This window comes from Hymenobacter sp. HDW8, assembly GCF_011305775.1.
In the GTDB taxonomy this organism is placed as follows: domain Bacteria; phylum Bacteroidota; class Bacteroidia; order Cytophagales; family Hymenobacteraceae; genus Hymenobacter; species Hymenobacter radiodurans.
On the sequence record NZ_CP049907.1, the window covers coordinates 1,132,356 to 1,148,702 of the forward strand.

Genomic DNA, 16,347 nt, shown 5'->3' on the forward strand with positions numbered 1-16,347 from the left:
AAGGAAGAAGTATGGTATGCTTGTTCGCTCACTAGGGTGTTCTCTTGATGAAGATGAAATGACATTGATTTGCTATAACCAATTTATGGACAGTGTCATCCTAGCTAAATATAAGGTTGACATTTTTAAAGTCGAACAGAAAAAGGCAGAAGACGCCTTCAGGAAGAAGTGGTCGAGGCAGTAGGCGCACTTAATCGACGGGAGTATCTTCTGTTTGGTGTCAATACTGCTGACACATAGGTGATACGACAAAAAAAGCCCCCTAGCTACTCTCCCCGCCCTTTCCCTCTACCGCCGCCCGCATCCATACGTACTACTTTAGGCGTGAACGTGCCCAGCACATCTACCAAGTCGCGCTGGTGGGCCATTACCTGGTGGATGTCTTTGTAGGCGGCAGGTGCTTCGTCGAGGCCGCCGCCGATTAGCTCTATGCCGTGGTCGCGCAGTTGGCGGCGCATGTCGCCCTCTCCTATCTGCGCTTTGGCCTGGGTGCGACTGAGGCGGCGCCCGGCACCATGGGAAGCCGATTGGAGCGAGTCCCGCTCCCCACGGCCACGTACGATAAAGCCGGGGGCCGTCATCGAGCCGGGAATAACGCCGAGCACGCCTTTCCCAGCGGGCGTGGCGCCCTTGCGGTGTACAATGGCTTCACGGCCATCAGGCAGCTTTTCGCGCCAGGCAAAATTGTGGTGATTTTCTACTTGGGCCAGCGCTTTATTACCTAAGGCTTTGCTGAGGCGGCGGTGAATATCGTGGTGGCAGGCCGAGGCGTAGTCACCCGCTAGGTTCATGGCGCGCCAGTACTCCTGCCCTTCCTGCGAGTCCAGCCCCAGCCACGCCAAATGCCGCGCCTGCGGCGGCAGGGGGCATTTTTCCATGGCTACTTTGGTGAAATGCTGGGCCACGGCTGCTCCTAAGCCTCGCGAGCCGCTGTGCGACAGTAAGCCGACGTACTGCCCAATGGGTACGCCCATTTCATTATTCGGATCGGTAATATCTACTAGCCCAAATTCCACAAAGTGGTTGCCCGAGCCCGAGCTACCCATCTGAGAAATTGCCGAATCGCGCTTTTGCCGCACCACCCCGATTTCGCGAAACTCTGGCCGCTCGAAAATGGGGTCGTCGGTGAAGGGTTTCTTGAACACTTCTTTGTTGCCAAACTTGGTGTGCTCCAGCAGCAGCTTGCGCAAATCCTGGCTGTGCTTGTTCAAGTAGCTGGCTGGCATGTCGAAGATGGACAGCGCCATGCGGCAGCCTATATCCATTCCCACACCGTAGGGAATCACCGCGTTATCGACCGCCAACACGCCGCCGATGGGCAGGCCGTAGCCCTGGTGCGCATCGGGCATGAGTGCCCCGTCAATGGTTACGGGTAGCTGCATGGCCGTATCCATCTGCTTGCGGGCGCCATCTTCAATAAAAGCCTCACCGTAACGGCGGTAGTCTTTAATTTCTGGATTGAGGGCCACATCGCGCGACGGCTGGGGCACAAGCTGCTCTGCGAGTGGCCGCCAGTTTTCGTCTCGCAGGTACTTGAACGGGTCGTTTTTTATTTCCTGTAGCAAGGCTTGCGCGCTGCCCTTATCGAGTCGGCGTAGCTCACGTTGGTCGAGGATATCGAGGGCAAGGCTGATGTGCTGGTCGTTGGTAAAGCCGATCTGGCGCAGGTCCTTGCTGTGGAGTTTGTTGGTCGCTTTGGCCATAATGCCGAGAGGTGGGTGGTTCCCAGTTGTAGCGCTGATCGGTGCTTATAGGTTATGGTTGAGCTTAATTTGTGAGGTTGATATAAGAGGTTTTGTGTTCGTAAGACTGTCATGCAGAGCAAAGCGAAGCATCTCGCTCGCGGTCGTAAGATTACTAATCTAAATGCTTGAGCGAGATGCTTCACTCCGTTCTGCATGACGGTCTGTTTGCTTCTTACTCACACAAAAAAAGCCCCCAGTTATTTTCTGGGGGGCTTTTTACATCATCTACGCACCATCCATGCGCACGATTTTCGGGGTGAAGGAGCCGAGCACGTCCACTAGCTCTTGCTGGCTTTGCATCACGGCGTGGATGTCCTTGTAGGCCATGGGCGCTTCGTCGAGGCCGCCGCCTTGCAGCACCACGCCGTGGTCGGTGAGGTGCTGGCGCACCGCCGACTCGCTTAGCTCCTGCTTGGCCCGCGTGCGCGACATGAGGCGGCCAGCCCCGTGCGAGGCCGACCCTAAGGAATCGGCCACGCCCCGGCCGCGCACGATAAAGCCGGGGGCAGTCATCGAGCCGGGAATAATGCCGAGCACGCCTTTGCCGGCTGGCGTGGCGCCCTTGCGGTGCACAATCACCTCTCGGCCGTCGGCTAGCTTTTCGCGCCACGCGAAGTTGTGGTGGTTTTCCACTTTCGCCAAGGGCCGCTCGCCCAGGGCTTTCGCCATCCGCTGGTGAATGTGCTCGTGGCAGGCCGAGGCGTACGCGCCCGCCAAGTTCATGGCCGCCCAGTATTCCTGCCCCAATTCCCCGTCGAGGGAAAGCCAGGCTAAGTGCTTGGCTTCAGAGGGCAGCTGGCAGTTTTCCATGGCCAACTTCGTGTAATGGTTGGCCACACCAGCACCCAAACCCCGTGAGCCGGAGTGCGACAACAAGCCCAAATACTGGCCCACTGGTACGCCCATCTCGTTATTAGGCTCCGTGATGTCCACGATGCCAAATTCGACGAAGTGGTTGCCGGAACCCGACGTACCGATTTGCTCGGCGGCCGTTGCCTGCTTGTTGCGCAGGAAAGGAATGTCGCGAAACTCCTCCCGGTCTAGTACCTCGTGGCCCATTTTCTTGCCGTGCTGAAAGCCAGTTCGGTTGCCGAAACGGGTGTTGTCCAAGAGCAGTTTTTGCAACTCCTGCACCCGCTGGGTGAGGTGCTTGGGGGGCAAATTGAAGATCGACAGCGCCATCCGGCAGCCAATGTCCACGCCCACGGCGTAGGGAATCACGGCGTTGTCGGTGGCCAGCACGCCGCCAATGGGCAAGCCGTAGCCGTGGTGGGCGTCGGGCATGAGGGCACCCGCTACCGTCACGGGCAGTTTCATGGCCGTGTCCATTTGGTGCAGGGCGCCGGCTTCAATGTGTTCAGCCCCGTAGAGGGCGTAGGGTTTGCGCGCCACCAATTCGATATGGCGCGAAGGTGGTGGGAGCAACGCGGCTGCCACGTGGCTCCAATCGAGGTGCGTAACAAAGTCCATGGGAGTAGTCAGAATTTGCTCTAAGAGCGTGAGCTGAGCGGTAAGCGAGAGTCGTTTGAGATGCTTGCGCTGCAATTGCGCTAACGCGAGACCGATGGCGCGGCCCTCGGGAAAGCCGAGTTGACGGAGGTCGTTGCCGCGTAATTGTTGAGCCATGAGAGTTTTTTTATTGAGTGAAAAAGGTTTGGCAAAGCCGGAGCAACAGGCCGTCCGCGTCTGTGGGGTACTTGCGTAACACCCGACGTGACAGGTCGAAGGAACGCGGACGTACGGCATCCGACTAAATAAAATTGCCAATTTGCCGAGGCACGGAAACGGGTAAAAAAGTGGGCAGTCCGATTGCGTATTTTCAGAACGAAGGAATACTACCCGACGACACCGCTTCCGGCTCGGCTCCTCATTGGGGCAACAAGGCGCCCAGCCAACTGTCCTGCTCTAACCAACTGAGCTACCATCAGCCCGAAGGCTGACGAGAGGGAATCGAACCCCCGACCCGGCGAATCTGAATCGAAGTAAGGCTAGGCTACGGCACCCAACGAGGTACTTTTATGTATACCAACCGGGGTAAAAAATGGGAAGCGCGGCCAAAGCCGTTCTGCTCTACCAACTGAGCTACTTTCGCCGCCTGGAGCGTAGGCGAAAGGCAGGATTCGAACCTGCGACCCGAAGGAACGCTACCCAACGACACCCGGCGGGATATTTATCTAACCAAACCCAGCGGCAAGGGCAACAGCGGTAGGCGTGTCTGGGCGGCAAAAAGCCCCCCAGCGGGATTCGAACCCTGACAGGTAGCCCGAAGGCCGCCTGATTCACCGACGAAGTAACGCCCATCTACGGCACCTTGCCTGTAGGTTGGTTTCCAAGTAGTCGGGAGCAGGCCCAGCCCGTTTGGCTGTGCATTTAGGCCCCCGACTGTTGGGTTTAAAGGTTAAACTGAGAGTGAGAAGGGAGATTTCAAGCGTGCACTTTGTGGCCGCAGCCAGCGCACTTCTCCCCTCTCGGTACTCAGGTTTACAAATCAATTTTTTCTATTTCAGCCAAGGCCGACTCGTCGTTTTCCAGGGCTTGCAGCACGTCGAACACTTTATCCGACCAACCCGCAATCAGGGCGACGCCGTGGTCGGCGCGCACCTCCAGGGGAGTTGTGCCGTGGCCGGCCAAGTCAAACAGGTACAGGCGGGCGTTGGGTGCTACAGTACGGCGGTAGTCGCTCCAGGCTCGGGCCAGCGTGTTACCGTCGCCGGTGCTGTTCCAGAGTTGGGCGTCGGTGAAAAGCATCACCTTATCCACCACTTCGCGGCGCTGCACCAAGTCCCGGACGACCAGGTAGCCGTTAGTGCTGTAGCCTACCTCGCCTTCGCGGCGGTAGAACTCCTGCACGTTTTGCAACACCCGGCCGCGGGGCAGGCTGATGCGCTTCCACGTAGCACCGAACATGCCGGTGGTTACGTGGCTGCATTGGCTTTGCAACAACATGGCGAGCACCAGGCCCACGTCGTAGAGCAGCACTTTGCTGCGCGCTGATATGGGTTGCTGCATCGAGCCCGACACGTCGCAGGCCACCAGTACGCGGGTACCGGCGTCGAAGCCGCGCAGGTTGGCCACGCTGTGGGCAATGGCCGTTTCCAGCGCTTCCAACACCACCGCCACGTAGCCCGACTGTACGATCAGGACCTCGCGATAGGCGGCTAGGAAGCGGAAAGGCAACTGCTTGGAGCGCGCTACCGCCACTTGGTCGGTAAGGCGGGCACATACCTGCTCCACCGCCTCCGCCGACACGTCGGCTTCGAGAATGTTGCGCAGGTTGCGGAGCAAGGCCATGTAGCCCAGCTTACCGCTTCCAACTAACGTTTCCCAAGCCGAGCGGAAGGCATCCTTACGCTCCGATGCCGAAGCAAAGTGCTGCTGCCCAAGGGCCGACAACTCGGTTTCCCAGGTGTAAGGCGTGGGCAACGTGCCCTGCACGAGCTGGTCGAACAAGACTTGCTGCTCCGCATTTCGGGGCGTGGGGTGCACCAGAAACAAGGCGTCGCGGAGGCGTACCCGACCGGCGCGGTCGTACTTGGCCAGCTGGTAGCCGTCGAAGCGGTTGAAAGCCAGAGCCAAGCCTTTCTGCAGCTGCTTAGAGAGGCGATTGAGGGTTTTTACCCCGTCGCGTTCGTTAGCTTGGGCGTAGAAGGCCAGCAACTCCGTGATTTCGTCGGCGCGCTGCACCACCCGGGCCACCAAGCGGCTTACCAGGTTGTCGCCGCGGTGCAGGCGGGCCAGCTCCACGGTGAGCACCAAGGGCACGGTGCGTAGGTACAGCTGCTCGCGGGCGTACACCGCCAAACGGGCCACAAACTCAGGGTCGTTGCGGGCCACTAAATCGCGCAAGCGGAGCAAACGAGTGTCGGCGGTTTCGTAGAACTGGTCGCTGAGGGCGGCAGTGGCTACGGCAGCGTACAACTCCAACTGGGGAGTGAGAGCGAAGGCTGCGGCGCCCTCGTGGTTGGTAGTAGTAGCTTTACGAAGAGTAAGGTTGAAGCGCATGGTGGGAGGCTTTTTTGGGTGGGGTGGTGTTTTTTATTCTGTGTTCGGTAGTGCTGGATGGGCTAATGTTACAAATGCTTGGAGAGCGTGAGCTGAGCTTCGGTAGCCCAGCGCGTCACCCAAAACCGCTCATTATCGGCCAGAGCGCGGTTGTAGCGGCCTTTTGCCTGCACAATAGTGCGGTTGTGCTGCACTTCCAGCGTGATGACGCGGGCGCCATCTAGCCTCAGCGAAAAGATGCTGCAACGCCCTTTCTGGCAGGACTGCAGATAGGAAGCCACGCAGTGTCGCAAGGCGTTGCCCTCATCCACTAGTTGCCCATAGGTGCGCAGTTGGGTAATGACCACCCGCTGGTCGTCGCCACTGGTGAAGTCACTCACTGGCAGCGGGTTCCAGGTAGCCGAGAGCAGGTGCCCGGCGTGACGCCGCAGCAAGCCCAGGCTTCGGTGCCACTGCTCCGTTTGCGCCAGTAGACTAGCCATAGAGCGCCCCTTTAGGGAAAACCCCGGCTGGGGCGGCTCGTCGCCGATGCCCACGGTGCGCTTATGGTGAATCCAGTCGCACACCGGCCCGAACTGCTGCGGGTCGACCATGGGTGTAGTGGCAAAAAGGTCGACCAGATCCAGCCAGAAGTCGTCATCGGGACCTACCGTGCGGCTCCAGGCGGTTTGCAGCACCGGCCCAATCCACTCCAGCGCCCCCCGACACGCCAACTGAGCATAGCGTAAGGCTTCGATATAGGTGCAGCCCGCCGGCGCCTGGCGCATAGCGTGCTCCAGCTTTTTGGTGATGGGCCGGGGCTGACCAGAGAAGCTGCGCAACGACCGACCGTTGCCTAAATGAATGGTCAGTTCGGCCAAATTGACGCCGCCGCAGGTTAGCTCGCCCGTGGCCCAGGCTTCCAGCACCCAGCCGGGTACGTCGCCGTAGCCATCGAAGAGGTGGCGCACCAAGCTTTCCAGTTGCCGATACACGTTGCGCGTCCGGGGTTGCCAGTCGGCCAGGTCGCGTTGCCGGCTTAAGTAGTAAGTGGATAGTACGCCCAGGGCCGGCACCATTTCCGAGCGCTCCAGCAGAACGGTGCGCTTATTGGCCAAGGTTAGCAAGGCTTGGCGGGTGCGGTGTCGGTCCGTAGCGTTGCGGCCCATTACCCAGTGTTGGTAGCGTAGCGCCAAAGGCGAATCGGCCGAAACCTGGGCGTGCAACTCCTGGATAGTAGCACAAGAAAAAAGAAAGTCTATTTGCTGCCTAGCCGACCACTTGCGTCGATCAGCGTGCCGCGATAAAGCTTCTAGGGCTTGTTGGGTATCCAGCGCTTGGCGGGATACGGTTTTATTACGGTTGGACATCGGGGAGGATTCCCTGCACGAGGGATTTTACCGATTAAAAAATCAGATGAAGAAGTAGGCCCGAAGGCGGGCACACTGAGCAGGATTCTGAAGCTTTCGTACATGATATGTTTTGCAAAAAAGGTTAAAGACTGATTTTATTTATCTCGAAATAAATACCTATCGTATTTAATTTATCACTGAAATTATAGACAATAATTTCTCATGCTGCTTTTTTCAAGCAGCTAATCAAAGTCAATTAATTAAATTAAAACTCATCGATCTACCGTGAGGAGTAGTTCGGGGTTAGCCTCTCCGTTTTCGGTCTGGATGGCTAGTGCTTATTGTTCGATAGCTGTTGTCGCGCCGGCACGGAGCAACAACGCTGAAGAGCGGCAAGTAGCTGGGCTGAATTGGGCGTGGTGACAACATGAGAGTAAGCAAATTATAATATGATAGGAAAGCAAAACGCCCGAATCTGGCTGGATTCGGGCGTTTTGCTTGGGGTAATTCTATCGTTAGAATTTCACCTGTCTGCGTACGCGCCGAACCCGAACTGATCCCGTTGGGTCAGTGAGAAACTTGGCATATCTAGCTTATTAATATGGCGGCGCATGACAGGTAAAAGAAGTGGGTTGTTGTGTTTGGTGTTTTGAACGAGTCAAAGGTAGAAAGGTTATTCAATTAAAGTCAATACTTATTAAATATATTTTTTAAATTATTTTTTAACAATTATTAAAAGTAGCGTTTAAATCAAGCTACTGCATTTTTTATTATTCACGACTTTATAATTTATACTATTTATAAATAAATTTTATGCTTGATTTTGTAAACGAAGCATGCGAACAATCTCTTTTGCCTAGCGTTGTAACGAACAGTTAGCCGTACGTTTCGGCCCTTTCCCTGCTACATGCCCTGCCTTGCTACTTCCGAACGCTACACCCTGGATTTGCCCCCCGGTCATCGGTTTCCGATTGCCAAATATGAGCTGATTCGGGAGCAGCTGCTGTGGCAAGGAATTGCCCCCCAGACCGACTTTTACGACCCTGGCCTGTGCGCCGAGGAGGATATCCTGCGCGTGCACACCCAAGAGTACTGGCACAAAGTGCGCGATCAACGCCTCTCCCCTGCTGAGGTGCGCCGCCTGGGTTTGCCCCAAAGTGAACAGCTCGTACGCCGCTCCTTGAGCAGCAGCGCTGGCACGCTACAATCTGCGCGGCGGGCCCTAACTGACGGCGTGGCGCTTAATTTGGCGGGCGGCACTCACCACGCTTTCGCCGACCGGGGTGAGGGTTTTTGTGTGCTTAATGACATTGCCATCGCCGCGGCCCACTTGCTGCATCATGGGTTAGCAAAGCAAGTATTGGTGGTGGATCTGGACGTGCACCAAGGCGACGGCACGGCCAGCATATTTCAGCAGGAGCCGCGGGTATTCACCTTTTCCATGCACGCGGGGGCCAATTATCCGCTGCGCAAGGAGAAGTCAGACCTGGATGTGGAGTTGGCGCTGGGCACTTCCGATACGGAATACCTTCAGCAGCTAACCGCTACGTTACCCCGTCTGCTTGCCGAAGTGCAGCCTGATTTCGTGTTTTTTCAAGCGGGCGTGGATGTACTGGCGACGGATAAGCTCGGCAAGCTGGCTCTGACCAAGAAGGGCTGCCGGCAGCGGGATGAGTTCGTGTTGGGGCTTTGCCGGGAGAAGAACCTGCCCGTGGCCGTGAGTATGGGCGGCGGCTACTCCGAGCGGATCAGCGACATCGTGGATGCGCACTGCAATACGTTTCGGGTGGCATATGAAGTATGGAGTGACTCGGTAAGTCTTTGAGCGCCTTCCTCGTCGCACGCAGATATAAGTAGATAATGGCCAGTGCAGTGACAATTGAACTCACTATCGATTGAGCGTGGGTAAGGCACTAATTAAGTCTGGCAAAAACGATTCTAGGGTAGGATAGCGCTGCCGGTCCGCCTCATAGCGCCGGAGCTGCTGCTCAAAAAACGGCAGATACATCCAAGCCGCGTAGTCTGCTCGGAGCTTCTCACTGACGTCGCCCCGGCCAAGTGCCAGCGCCAGGCGAACCTCACCGGCTCGTACCAAATGCTCGTTGAATGACGTTTCCCAGTCGCTGTATTGTCCATGCCCTGGAATGGGTTGAAACAAGGCGCTTTGCGCTTTAATACCCGCCGCGAAAGCTGGCTGGGCCGTTAAGGTATTGACAAAAGTGTGGCCGAACTCATGCACCGACAGCTTGCGTACTTCTTCGGCGTTGTCAAACCCAGCTTTTAACAAGTTTCCGCGTACGCGCAGTTGTTCGCCGAAAGGCGCCGCAATTTGGGTAGCAACCGGACCATTGGCACCTGCTACTTCCCAAGCCATGCCCCACTGTGACTTAAAAAATGGATTGACGATAATACAATACGCTGCCTTTTGGGCGCCATAATAACGCTCCATGGTCGGTATAAAGGTTGGAGAAGGAAGGTTGCGCTTCACTTCCGAGATGGCCACCTCGTACACTGCCTGGTTGGCGCGCTGAAATTGCGCGAAGTGCGAGTCCTGATAAAATCGCCCCACTAAACGAATATAAGCATCAGCTATGCGTACTGCCGAGTCTGGATTCGGGTGAATAGCTTCGAGCAACGGCGTCGAGATGGGTGTGTGCCGTCGAGGGCGCGGAAATCCCTGATAGAATAAGGGTAGCAAATACACGCCGGTACCAATTTTGTCGGCCAGCCATTGGGTACGACGCACAGCGGCATGAGTGCGAAATGGCGCAAAGTGGGTATAGCTTTCGCGCATCAGCCGGGTACTGCGAAACAGGTGCGGGTCGGCGACCGAGTCCTTTATAAATTCCGGGGAAAGCTGCACCATAAGGGTATTCACCAGCTCTACTCCAAGGTCTGTTTTCACCGTGATGGCCTGTCCTTGCGCCCGGAGCGAGGGCCGGAAGCCCAGCAGCATAAGGGCTAGTAGACAACAAAGTGAAACTCGATTTTTTTGCAGAAACATAGATAGAATAGTAAGAGGATAGTTGGATAAGAATGTAAGGGAGGCAGCCGAAAATACCCACCAGCTCGCGATGAGTCAACACTACTCATAAAACTACTCGTGATTTGCGTCAAGCCTGGGCTTTCTATCATCGGGTCGCACTCCTGACACTCAAAAGTGTAGGTAAAGCTGCGCTCGAACGTATAACGCAATGGTCATCGCTACCTTTGCTGCCCCATGAATACTTCCTCCCCCTCCGATCTTCCGGCCGCTACTTCTTACCCCATTCCGGCAACGGATACAGCTATTAATCCTGCTCAACAGGCATTTCGGGAGGCAGTGCAACAGGTAGAAGGCTTACGCCAACGCCTGCGCGACTTGCAGGCGGAGCAGGCCGACGCCCGGCGCCGCTATTGGCAACAGGTAGGGCCAGCGGCCCGGGCGGTGGTGGAGGCGCGGCAGACGTTGTTTGCCCCGCTGGAAAACGCTCTGTTGATTCACTTTTTCAGTCGGGCCGAGGAGCAGCAGATTACGGGCGTAATTGTGGGAAATGCCCGCGCTTTACAGGAGCGGTTTGGAGAAGATGCGGCGGATATATTGCTGAAATATGCCCCCCAGCGCCAGTCAGGTAAGGCGCGAAGTGCTGCCTCAGATTCCGCCGACGCCGACGTCAGCTTCGATTCTTCGCTGCCCCCGCACGAACAAGCAGCCGAGCAGGCCCGCGCCCGACGTAAAACCAAAGCCCAGAAAGCCCAAGAAGCGGCCGAAAAAGCCGCTCGCGAGGAGGAGCAACGACTGTTATCCAACACAAAAACGCTCTACCGCCAGCTCGCCCGCACCCATCACCCCGACTTAGAGCGCAATCCCGACGCGCAGCAGCACAAAACCGCGCTCATGCAGCGCATCACGGAAGCCTACGAGGCTAACGACCTGTACACGCTGCTTCAGCTTCTGTCCGAATCCGCCCCACCGACCACGCCGATGACGACGTTCTTACGCGCTACACCCAGGCGCTCCGCCAGCAGCAAATCGAGCTAAAGCAGCAATTGAACGAGTTGAAATACGGGCCGTCTAAAGTGCTTAGCGGGACTGGCAAGAAGCAGGAAGCCGAACTGCGCCAACTGAAGCGCTACTTACGCGCTGAAGCTGAATACGTGCAGCACGTAGCTCGCTTAATTCAAGAGCCCGAAGGCTTGCGCGAAGTGCTGCGTGGACTCGCAGCTGAAGGCCAGGAAACGGTTTAAGAAGCTTAAACTATTGAAGGAGCTTAGCAACTAAACAACCGTCATGCAGAGCCCAGCGAAGCATCTCGCGTGCTGACGCTGGGTTACTGATATCAAACACGCGAGATGCTTCGCTGGGCTCTGCATGACAGCCAGAAAAAGCCCCCAGACGTCAGTGTTAATGTCTGGGGGCTTTTCTACTTATTGATTAACCTGAACTACTATCAGAATTTACTTAGAGGCGAGAATATCAACCATTTCGATGACTGGGTCAGTGGCCAGCAACTCCCCTGCATTAGCCATGAGAGCGGCGGCAACTTTGCCGCCAAGATGGGCTTTGCGACCAGCCTCGTCGGGGAAAGTGTCGAAAATACCGAAAGTTGACGGCCCTAGTTGGATACCGTACCAGTTAATGGTTTCGGGCTCGTCTTGCACGAGCGGCAGCCCACTGCGCAAAAAATCGGCTACTGCTTGTTCTTTTCCGGGTTTGGCTTCGAGCCGCACCAACAGTCCTACGTTGACCATGCGCTTGGGGTGTTAGAGGTAAATGGAAGTGAGTAACCTAATGGGTAGTCAAGTCTAACACACTATGTATTGTTCAGCTCAAAACTGTAGTTCCTTCATGAGTATTCAGTTTAAGCTACCAATTCAAAATCCAGCACGTACTATTTCCTAACATCTATCAAGCAATAAAATCTACTACTTGCTTTATCACGTTGGGGTCGCGCATGATGCGGTTGTGGCCCAAGCCGGTAGTAGGCCGAAATTCCAAGGCGGGCCAGTGACTGGCAATTTCTTCAGCTTCGGCAAAGGGCACGTTGGGGTCGAGGTGGTCGTGGAGAAGCAGGGCGCGCTGCACGGGCAATTGGCGACCGGTTTCGAGTAGGCTGAAGCTTTCGGCACTGCGGCCGTACTGCTCCTCAATGAAGCGCCCCATGCGCTGCACTACGCTGGGGGGCAAATGCAGCAGATGGGCGAAGCGGGCGGCTACCTTACGGGTACTGCTGGGCGCACTCATCAAAACAAGCCGCGGTAATTGCCCCCCAATGGCCTGATTGAACCGCACCGGCACGCCCGCAGTGCACGCGGCCCCAAAGGAATGTGCTACCGTGGCATGAACTGGTCCGATAGCATCGGCTACGGCTTGCACGGCTCCCGCAAAGCTCACCAAGGTAGCCCGCTTCCCGTCCGACAGGCCATGCGCCGGTCCATCCACAGCCACGATCCGGAAGCCGGCTTTCGCCAGACCGTCGGCCATGTGCCCCCAGAAGCTGGCCCGGTGCTCCCAGCCATGCACCAGCAGCACCGTGCGACTGCCGCTCCCGTTCCACTCATAGTAGGCAATTCGGCCACTTTCCGCCTGAGCCCAATGCTGGGTAGCATGGGCCAGCGCCTTCGTCTCCCAAGTCTTTAGTGGTAGACGGCGCGGAGTAGTAAATACCTCCCAGGCGGCCTTAAAAGCCCACTCGGAAGATAGCGCCGATAGTACCCGAAACTTCAGTTGCAGCAGTTTCAGGCCGGGCGGCACCGAGGGATACTGAATGTTAGCAGGGTGAGCGGTCGTCTCGGTTGGAGGCATACAAGGAAAATCAGCAGGAGTAAGTACGGCCGAATACGAGAGTTCAGGTAAAAAGACTTACTGATTCGAACCCTCATCTGCCTGGTAAAGGTTGAGGTTCTTAGGAAAGGACTATCTATCTTACCTGCGTTTCACTTCTACCCCAGCTACCCTTAACTCGACGGCAAGCCCTAATTACTCGTAATTAGGCGTGTAGCCGCAACTGGTGCGGTCCTATTTATGAAATTGAGCTGGCTTCGGCGCGTATTAGTTGCGGGGTTATTGCTGGTAATCATTGGGCTGGGGCTGGTGGCTGCGTTGGTGGGCACTCGGGTCGGGCAGCGACGCGTGGAGCAATGGGTACGCGAGCAGCACCGGCAAAACTCTGCCCTGGTGCTGGCCCCGTTTGAAGTTCAGATTTCGCCCTGGCGCGACTTTCCGCACCTTACGGCTTCCCTCCTGCATTTGCGGCTGACTGACACTGCCTACCAACAACCAATGACGGTGTTGAGCATCGCCCGCACCGATATGCGACTGTCGTTGCGCGAGCTGCTGCGAGGTCAGGTGCACGTCACGCGTTTAGTAATCAATGACGCCGTCTTGCACGAGCGGGTCGATTCGCTGGGGCGCAGCTGGAGTGTGGGGCGCAAAGGCAAACGCCAACCAGGGCCGGGCCGGGCACCCAAGATGAACCTGAAGCTGGATGCGTTGACCATCAACAACTTCCGTATCGTCACGCGTAATGACTTTACCGGCGGCTTGTTTGCGGCGCATGTGCGTCAGGCTCGGCTAAAGGCGTATATGCACCAGGGCGTGCTGCGCATAGATGGCACTCTCGATGGCGAGCTTGGCCGGCTGGGCTCCACCACGGAGCCCTTGTTTGAGCGCGAGCCCATGCAGGCCTGGGTTAATTACCGCTATAAGTTCAGGGAGCGCCAGGGCTATATCTACCGCACCCGCGCTACGCTTAATGGTGATACCGTCCAGATCAGCGGCACGCATACCGTGGTGCCCGGCCAGCCGGGCACGCAGCTTAGCTTCCGGTTTGTGGGCACCCAGCCCCTACCCGATGTGCTCCGCTTGGCGTTGCCGCAAAGTTTGCGCCCCATCGTGGAAGGCGCCACTAGTCCCAGCAAAGCCTACATTCGCTACACCATTCGAGGGCTGAGCGGACCTACCATCCGTCCGCGCAATATCCTGCGTTTTGCCCTGCGCGATGCGCAGCTCACCTGGCCCGACACCACGCGGCACATCAAAAACTGGGACCTAAGCGGCACCTACGACAATGGGCCGGGGCACAACCTCCAGACCACTACGCTCACGCTGCCCCAGTGTCGCATCCATACCGCGCCGGGCTGGGTCGATATATCCCTCACTATTCGCGACTTTACCCGTCCTTTTCTGACCGGGCAGATAATTGGGCGCACCGAGTTGCCCGAGCTGGCAGCCGTAGTGGCGCCCGATCTGTTGCGGGCGCGGCGCGGCACGGCCGAGCTCGATTTGCAATTGCGAGGACCGCTCCCGCCTCAATCAGATGGCACTAAGCCCATCTACCCCGACAGCCTTTCGGTGCGCGGCAACGTGACGTTGCGCGATGCTTCCTTCGTGCTGCTCGATCGGGGGGCAAATTTCTCGGGCGTGAACGTGCGAGTTGGTTTGCAGGATAGTCGCTGGCACTTAACCAATGCCACTGGGGTGCTGGATGGCATGCGGTTTCGGGCCACTGCCACCACGGACCATTTGCTAGATTATTTGACCAAGCGGCACCCAACCACCAATATTACCGGCAATTTCGCCGTCGATGAAGTCCGTATTGACCGCTTGCGCGAGCTATTGCGGCCAGTAGCGCCCAGTGCCGCACGCACAGCGGCATCCGTGCCTGCTAAGTCGGGGAAGCTGGATATGAGCATGTTTCCGCCGGGGTTGCACTTGAATGTGGGCTTGCGCTGCGACCGGCTTTTGCTGCCTGCTGATACCGTTAACCGTCTGGCCGTAACCGTGCGCCACGATGGCCGCCGGGTACAGCTCCACAACATTCGCGGCCAGGTGTGGGGCGCCGATGTCAGCGGCCGTGCCTCCTGGCCCTCCGATACCAGTCAGCAGGTGGCCCCCATTCGCTTCGAGTTGGCGGTAAAATATGACCAGCTCAACTATCAGAACCTGGTGCGGCACGCGGCGCGCCCGCCCCAACGCTCGGCCAAGGAGCCCGCGAGTCCGGCGCTGCGGGAGCTGCTGCTGGCTGCCAACGGGCACGTTACCTGTACTATTGATGCCATGCAATTGTCGGCTGGTGAAAACATCAGGGACTTGCGGCTGCGCTTAGAAAAAACGGGCAGTTCTCTACGGATGCCTTACCTGAATTTCGCCACTACGCGCGGCGGCATCGGCAAAGCCACGGCTACCGTGCAGGTAGCAGGCACCCGCGTGCTGGCCGCCAAAGCCACCCTCGATCTGCGCTACGCTACCCTGGATGTGCAGCAATTGTTGCAAATGCTGGCCGGCCTAGATGTGAAGGAAGAAAATGCCCCCCAGTCGGCCCAGAACGGCAGCCGCAGGAAAAGACCGGCCGCAACCGCCAACGGCAGCCCCCGCGATAAGTCGCTACTTTCCAACGGTATTCTGAGCGCCGTAGTGCGGGTGCAGGCCGACAAAGTGCAGTACACGGCGGTGCGCGGCACGCAATTTAAGCTGGTCTCACGGCTGCGCGAGGGAGAGGCATTACTGGAAGAATGTTCGCTAAATGCCCTTGGGGGGCAAATTAAGCTGCGCGGACGCATGCTCACCAATGCGGGTCAAAACCACCACCCTCTGCATGTTCAAACGCAGCTGGAAGGAATTGCTCTTCCCGAGCTCTTCACCACGCTCACCGATATGAACATCAATCTGCTCGACGGCCATAACGTGCGCGGCACCCTGCGCTGCGCCGCCGACCTGCACACCGACCTCGACTCTACTTTCCTGCCTGTATTCGATACCACGCTGGGCTACCTCAAAACGGATATTCGCGACTTGGAGCTGCTAAACGTTGATTTCTTTACGGAATCGTTGAAGTTCATGAAAACGGAGCGCACCAGTCACTTGTTTTTCGAGCCCGTCAGCACTCAGCTTCTGCTCCATGACGGACGCATCCTGATTCCCAGCCTGCGCCTGAACAGCAACCTGAGCAACCTGGAAGTGAGTGGCTATTACCATCTGGACGGACGGGCCAACTTATATGTAAGTCTCAATCCGTTGCAGGTTCTTTTCGGCAACAACCAGAAGCGCGTGGAGCGGATTCAGCAAGGTCGCCTGATTCGGAGCGCGCGGGGCCGCCCTACTTATATCAACCTTCGGCGCCCCGCCGCGAAAAGCCCCTACAAGGTGCGCTTATTCAAGAAAGCCGAACAACGCGAGCAGCAGGAACTGCTGCGCCAGCAGGCCCGGCAACTACTGCTCACCCAGCCCCTCGATACCACGCTGCGTCTGCTACGGCCGTAGTGGGCATTTTTCGAGCTTGAAATTTATC

11 protein-coding genes are annotated in these 16,347 nt (G+C 57.2%); 4 read left to right on the top strand and 7 right to left on the bottom strand.

The features are described from left to right. Positions 1 to 266: 266 nt before the first annotated feature. The 4 genes from G7064_RS04655 to G7064_RS04670 all read right to left on the bottom strand — a co-directional run bounded on the left by G7064_RS04655 (position 267) and on the right by G7064_RS04670 (position 7,096). The gene (locus G7064_RS04655; RefSeq protein WP_166072656.1) at positions 267 to 1,703 is read right to left on the bottom strand and encodes an RtcB family protein; all 1,437 of its coding nucleotides are present in this window, start codon (positions 1,701 to 1,703) and stop codon (positions 267 to 269) included. A 267-nt stretch (positions 1,704 to 1,970) separates the two neighbouring features. Beyond that, the gene (locus tag G7064_RS04660; RefSeq protein ID WP_166072657.1) at positions 1,971 to 3,371 is read right to left on the bottom strand and encodes an RtcB family protein; all 1,401 of its coding nucleotides are present in this window, start codon (positions 3,369 to 3,371) and stop codon (positions 1,971 to 1,973) included. An 855-nt stretch (positions 3,372 to 4,226) separates the two neighbouring features. Beyond that, entirely contained in the window at positions 4,227 to 5,747 is a 1,521-nt protein-coding gene (locus G7064_RS04665) for a TROVE domain-containing protein (protein WP_166072658.1), read from the bottom strand. Positions 5,748 to 5,815: 68 nt separating this feature from the next. Next, positions 5,816 to 7,096, bottom strand: coding sequence for a PcfJ domain-containing protein (locus tag G7064_RS04670; protein ID WP_166072659.1), 1,281 nt, complete (start codon positions 7,094 to 7,096; stop codon positions 5,816 to 5,818). A gap of 889 nt (positions 7,097 to 7,985) precedes the next feature. Here G7064_RS04670 and G7064_RS04675 point away from each other — a divergent pair. Beyond that, positions 7,986 to 8,903, top strand: coding sequence for a histone deacetylase (locus G7064_RS04675; protein WP_166072660.1), 918 nt, complete (start codon positions 7,986 to 7,988; stop codon positions 8,901 to 8,903). 63 nt (positions 8,904 to 8,966) lie between these two features. On the opposite strand, the gene G7064_RS04680 is transcribed toward G7064_RS04675, so the two are convergent. Continuing rightward, positions 8,967 to 10,034 (bottom strand): DUF4932 domain-containing protein, encoded by a 1,068-nt coding sequence (locus G7064_RS04680; RefSeq protein ID WP_166072661.1) that lies wholly within the window; start codon positions 10,032 to 10,034, stop codon positions 8,967 to 8,969. A 264-nt stretch (positions 10,035 to 10,298) separates the two neighbouring features. Here G7064_RS04680 and G7064_RS04685 point away from each other — a divergent pair, with 264 nt between their 5' ends. Next, on the top strand, positions 10,299 to 11,099 hold the full coding sequence (locus tag G7064_RS04685; protein ID WP_166072662.1) for a J domain-containing protein: 801 nt from the start codon (positions 10,299 to 10,301) through the stop codon (positions 11,097 to 11,099). A gap of 8 nt (positions 11,100 to 11,107) precedes the next feature. Then, the gene (locus tag G7064_RS04690; protein WP_166072663.1) at positions 11,108 to 11,305 is read left to right on the top strand and encodes a hypothetical protein; all 198 of its coding nucleotides are present in this window, start codon (positions 11,108 to 11,110) and stop codon (positions 11,303 to 11,305) included. Between the two features lie 210 nt (positions 11,306 to 11,515). Here G7064_RS04690 and G7064_RS04695 read toward each other — a convergent pair whose 3' ends face one another. Further along, positions 11,516 to 11,809, bottom strand: a complete 294-nt coding sequence (locus G7064_RS04695; protein WP_166072664.1) for a putative quinol monooxygenase — start codon at positions 11,807 to 11,809, stop codon at positions 11,516 to 11,518. 157 nt (positions 11,810 to 11,966) lie between these two features. After that, positions 11,967 to 12,863 carry an alpha/beta fold hydrolase gene (locus G7064_RS04700; RefSeq protein ID WP_166072665.1) on the bottom strand — a complete coding sequence of 299 codons (897 nt, stop codon included), beginning with the start codon at positions 12,861 to 12,863 and terminating at the stop codon, positions 11,967 to 11,969. A gap of 219 nt (positions 12,864 to 13,082) precedes the next feature. On the opposite strand from G7064_RS04700, the gene G7064_RS04705 reads away from it, so the two are divergent. Continuing rightward, positions 13,083 to 16,319 (top strand): AsmA-like C-terminal region-containing protein, encoded by a 3,237-nt coding sequence (locus tag G7064_RS04705; RefSeq protein ID WP_166072666.1) that lies wholly within the window; start codon positions 13,083 to 13,085, stop codon positions 16,317 to 16,319. Positions 16,320 to 16,347: the final 28 nt, after the last annotated feature.

What these genes read in the sequence shown, in the direction of transcription:
- G7064_RS04675 (WP_166072660.1), top strand. Translation starts at nt 7,986, where the DNA reads ATGCCCTGCCTTGCTACTTCCGAACGCTACACCCTGGATTTGCCCCCC.
- G7064_RS04695 (WP_166072664.1), bottom strand. Translation starts at nt 11,809, where the DNA reads ATGGTCAACGTAGGACTGTTGGTGCGGCTCGAAGCCAAACCCGGAAAA.
- G7064_RS04655 (WP_166072656.1), bottom strand. Translation starts at nt 1,703, where the DNA reads ATGGCCAAAGCGACCAACAAACTCCACAGCAAGGACCTGCGCCAGATC.
- G7064_RS04705 (WP_166072666.1), top strand. Translation starts at nt 13,083, where the DNA reads ATGAAATTGAGCTGGCTTCGGCGCGTATTAGTTGCGGGGTTATTGCTG.
- G7064_RS04665 (WP_166072658.1), bottom strand. Translation starts at nt 5,747, where the DNA reads ATGCGCTTCAACCTTACTCTTCGTAAAGCTACTACTACCAACCACGAG.
- G7064_RS04680 (WP_166072661.1), bottom strand. Translation starts at nt 10,034, where the DNA reads ATGCTGCTGGGCTTCCGGCCCTCGCTCCGGGCGCAAGGACAGGCCATC.
- G7064_RS04670 (WP_166072659.1), bottom strand. Translation starts at nt 7,096, where the DNA reads ATGTCCAACCGTAATAAAACCGTATCCCGCCAAGCGCTGGATACCCAA.
- G7064_RS04685 (WP_166072662.1), top strand. Translation starts at nt 10,299, where the DNA reads ATGAATACTTCCTCCCCCTCCGATCTTCCGGCCGCTACTTCTTACCCC.
- G7064_RS04660 (WP_166072657.1), bottom strand. Translation starts at nt 3,371, where the DNA reads ATGGCTCAACAATTACGCGGCAACGACCTCCGTCAACTCGGCTTTCCC.
- G7064_RS04700 (WP_166072665.1), bottom strand. Translation starts at nt 12,863, where the DNA reads ATGCCTCCAACCGAGACGACCGCTCACCCTGCTAACATTCAGTATCCC.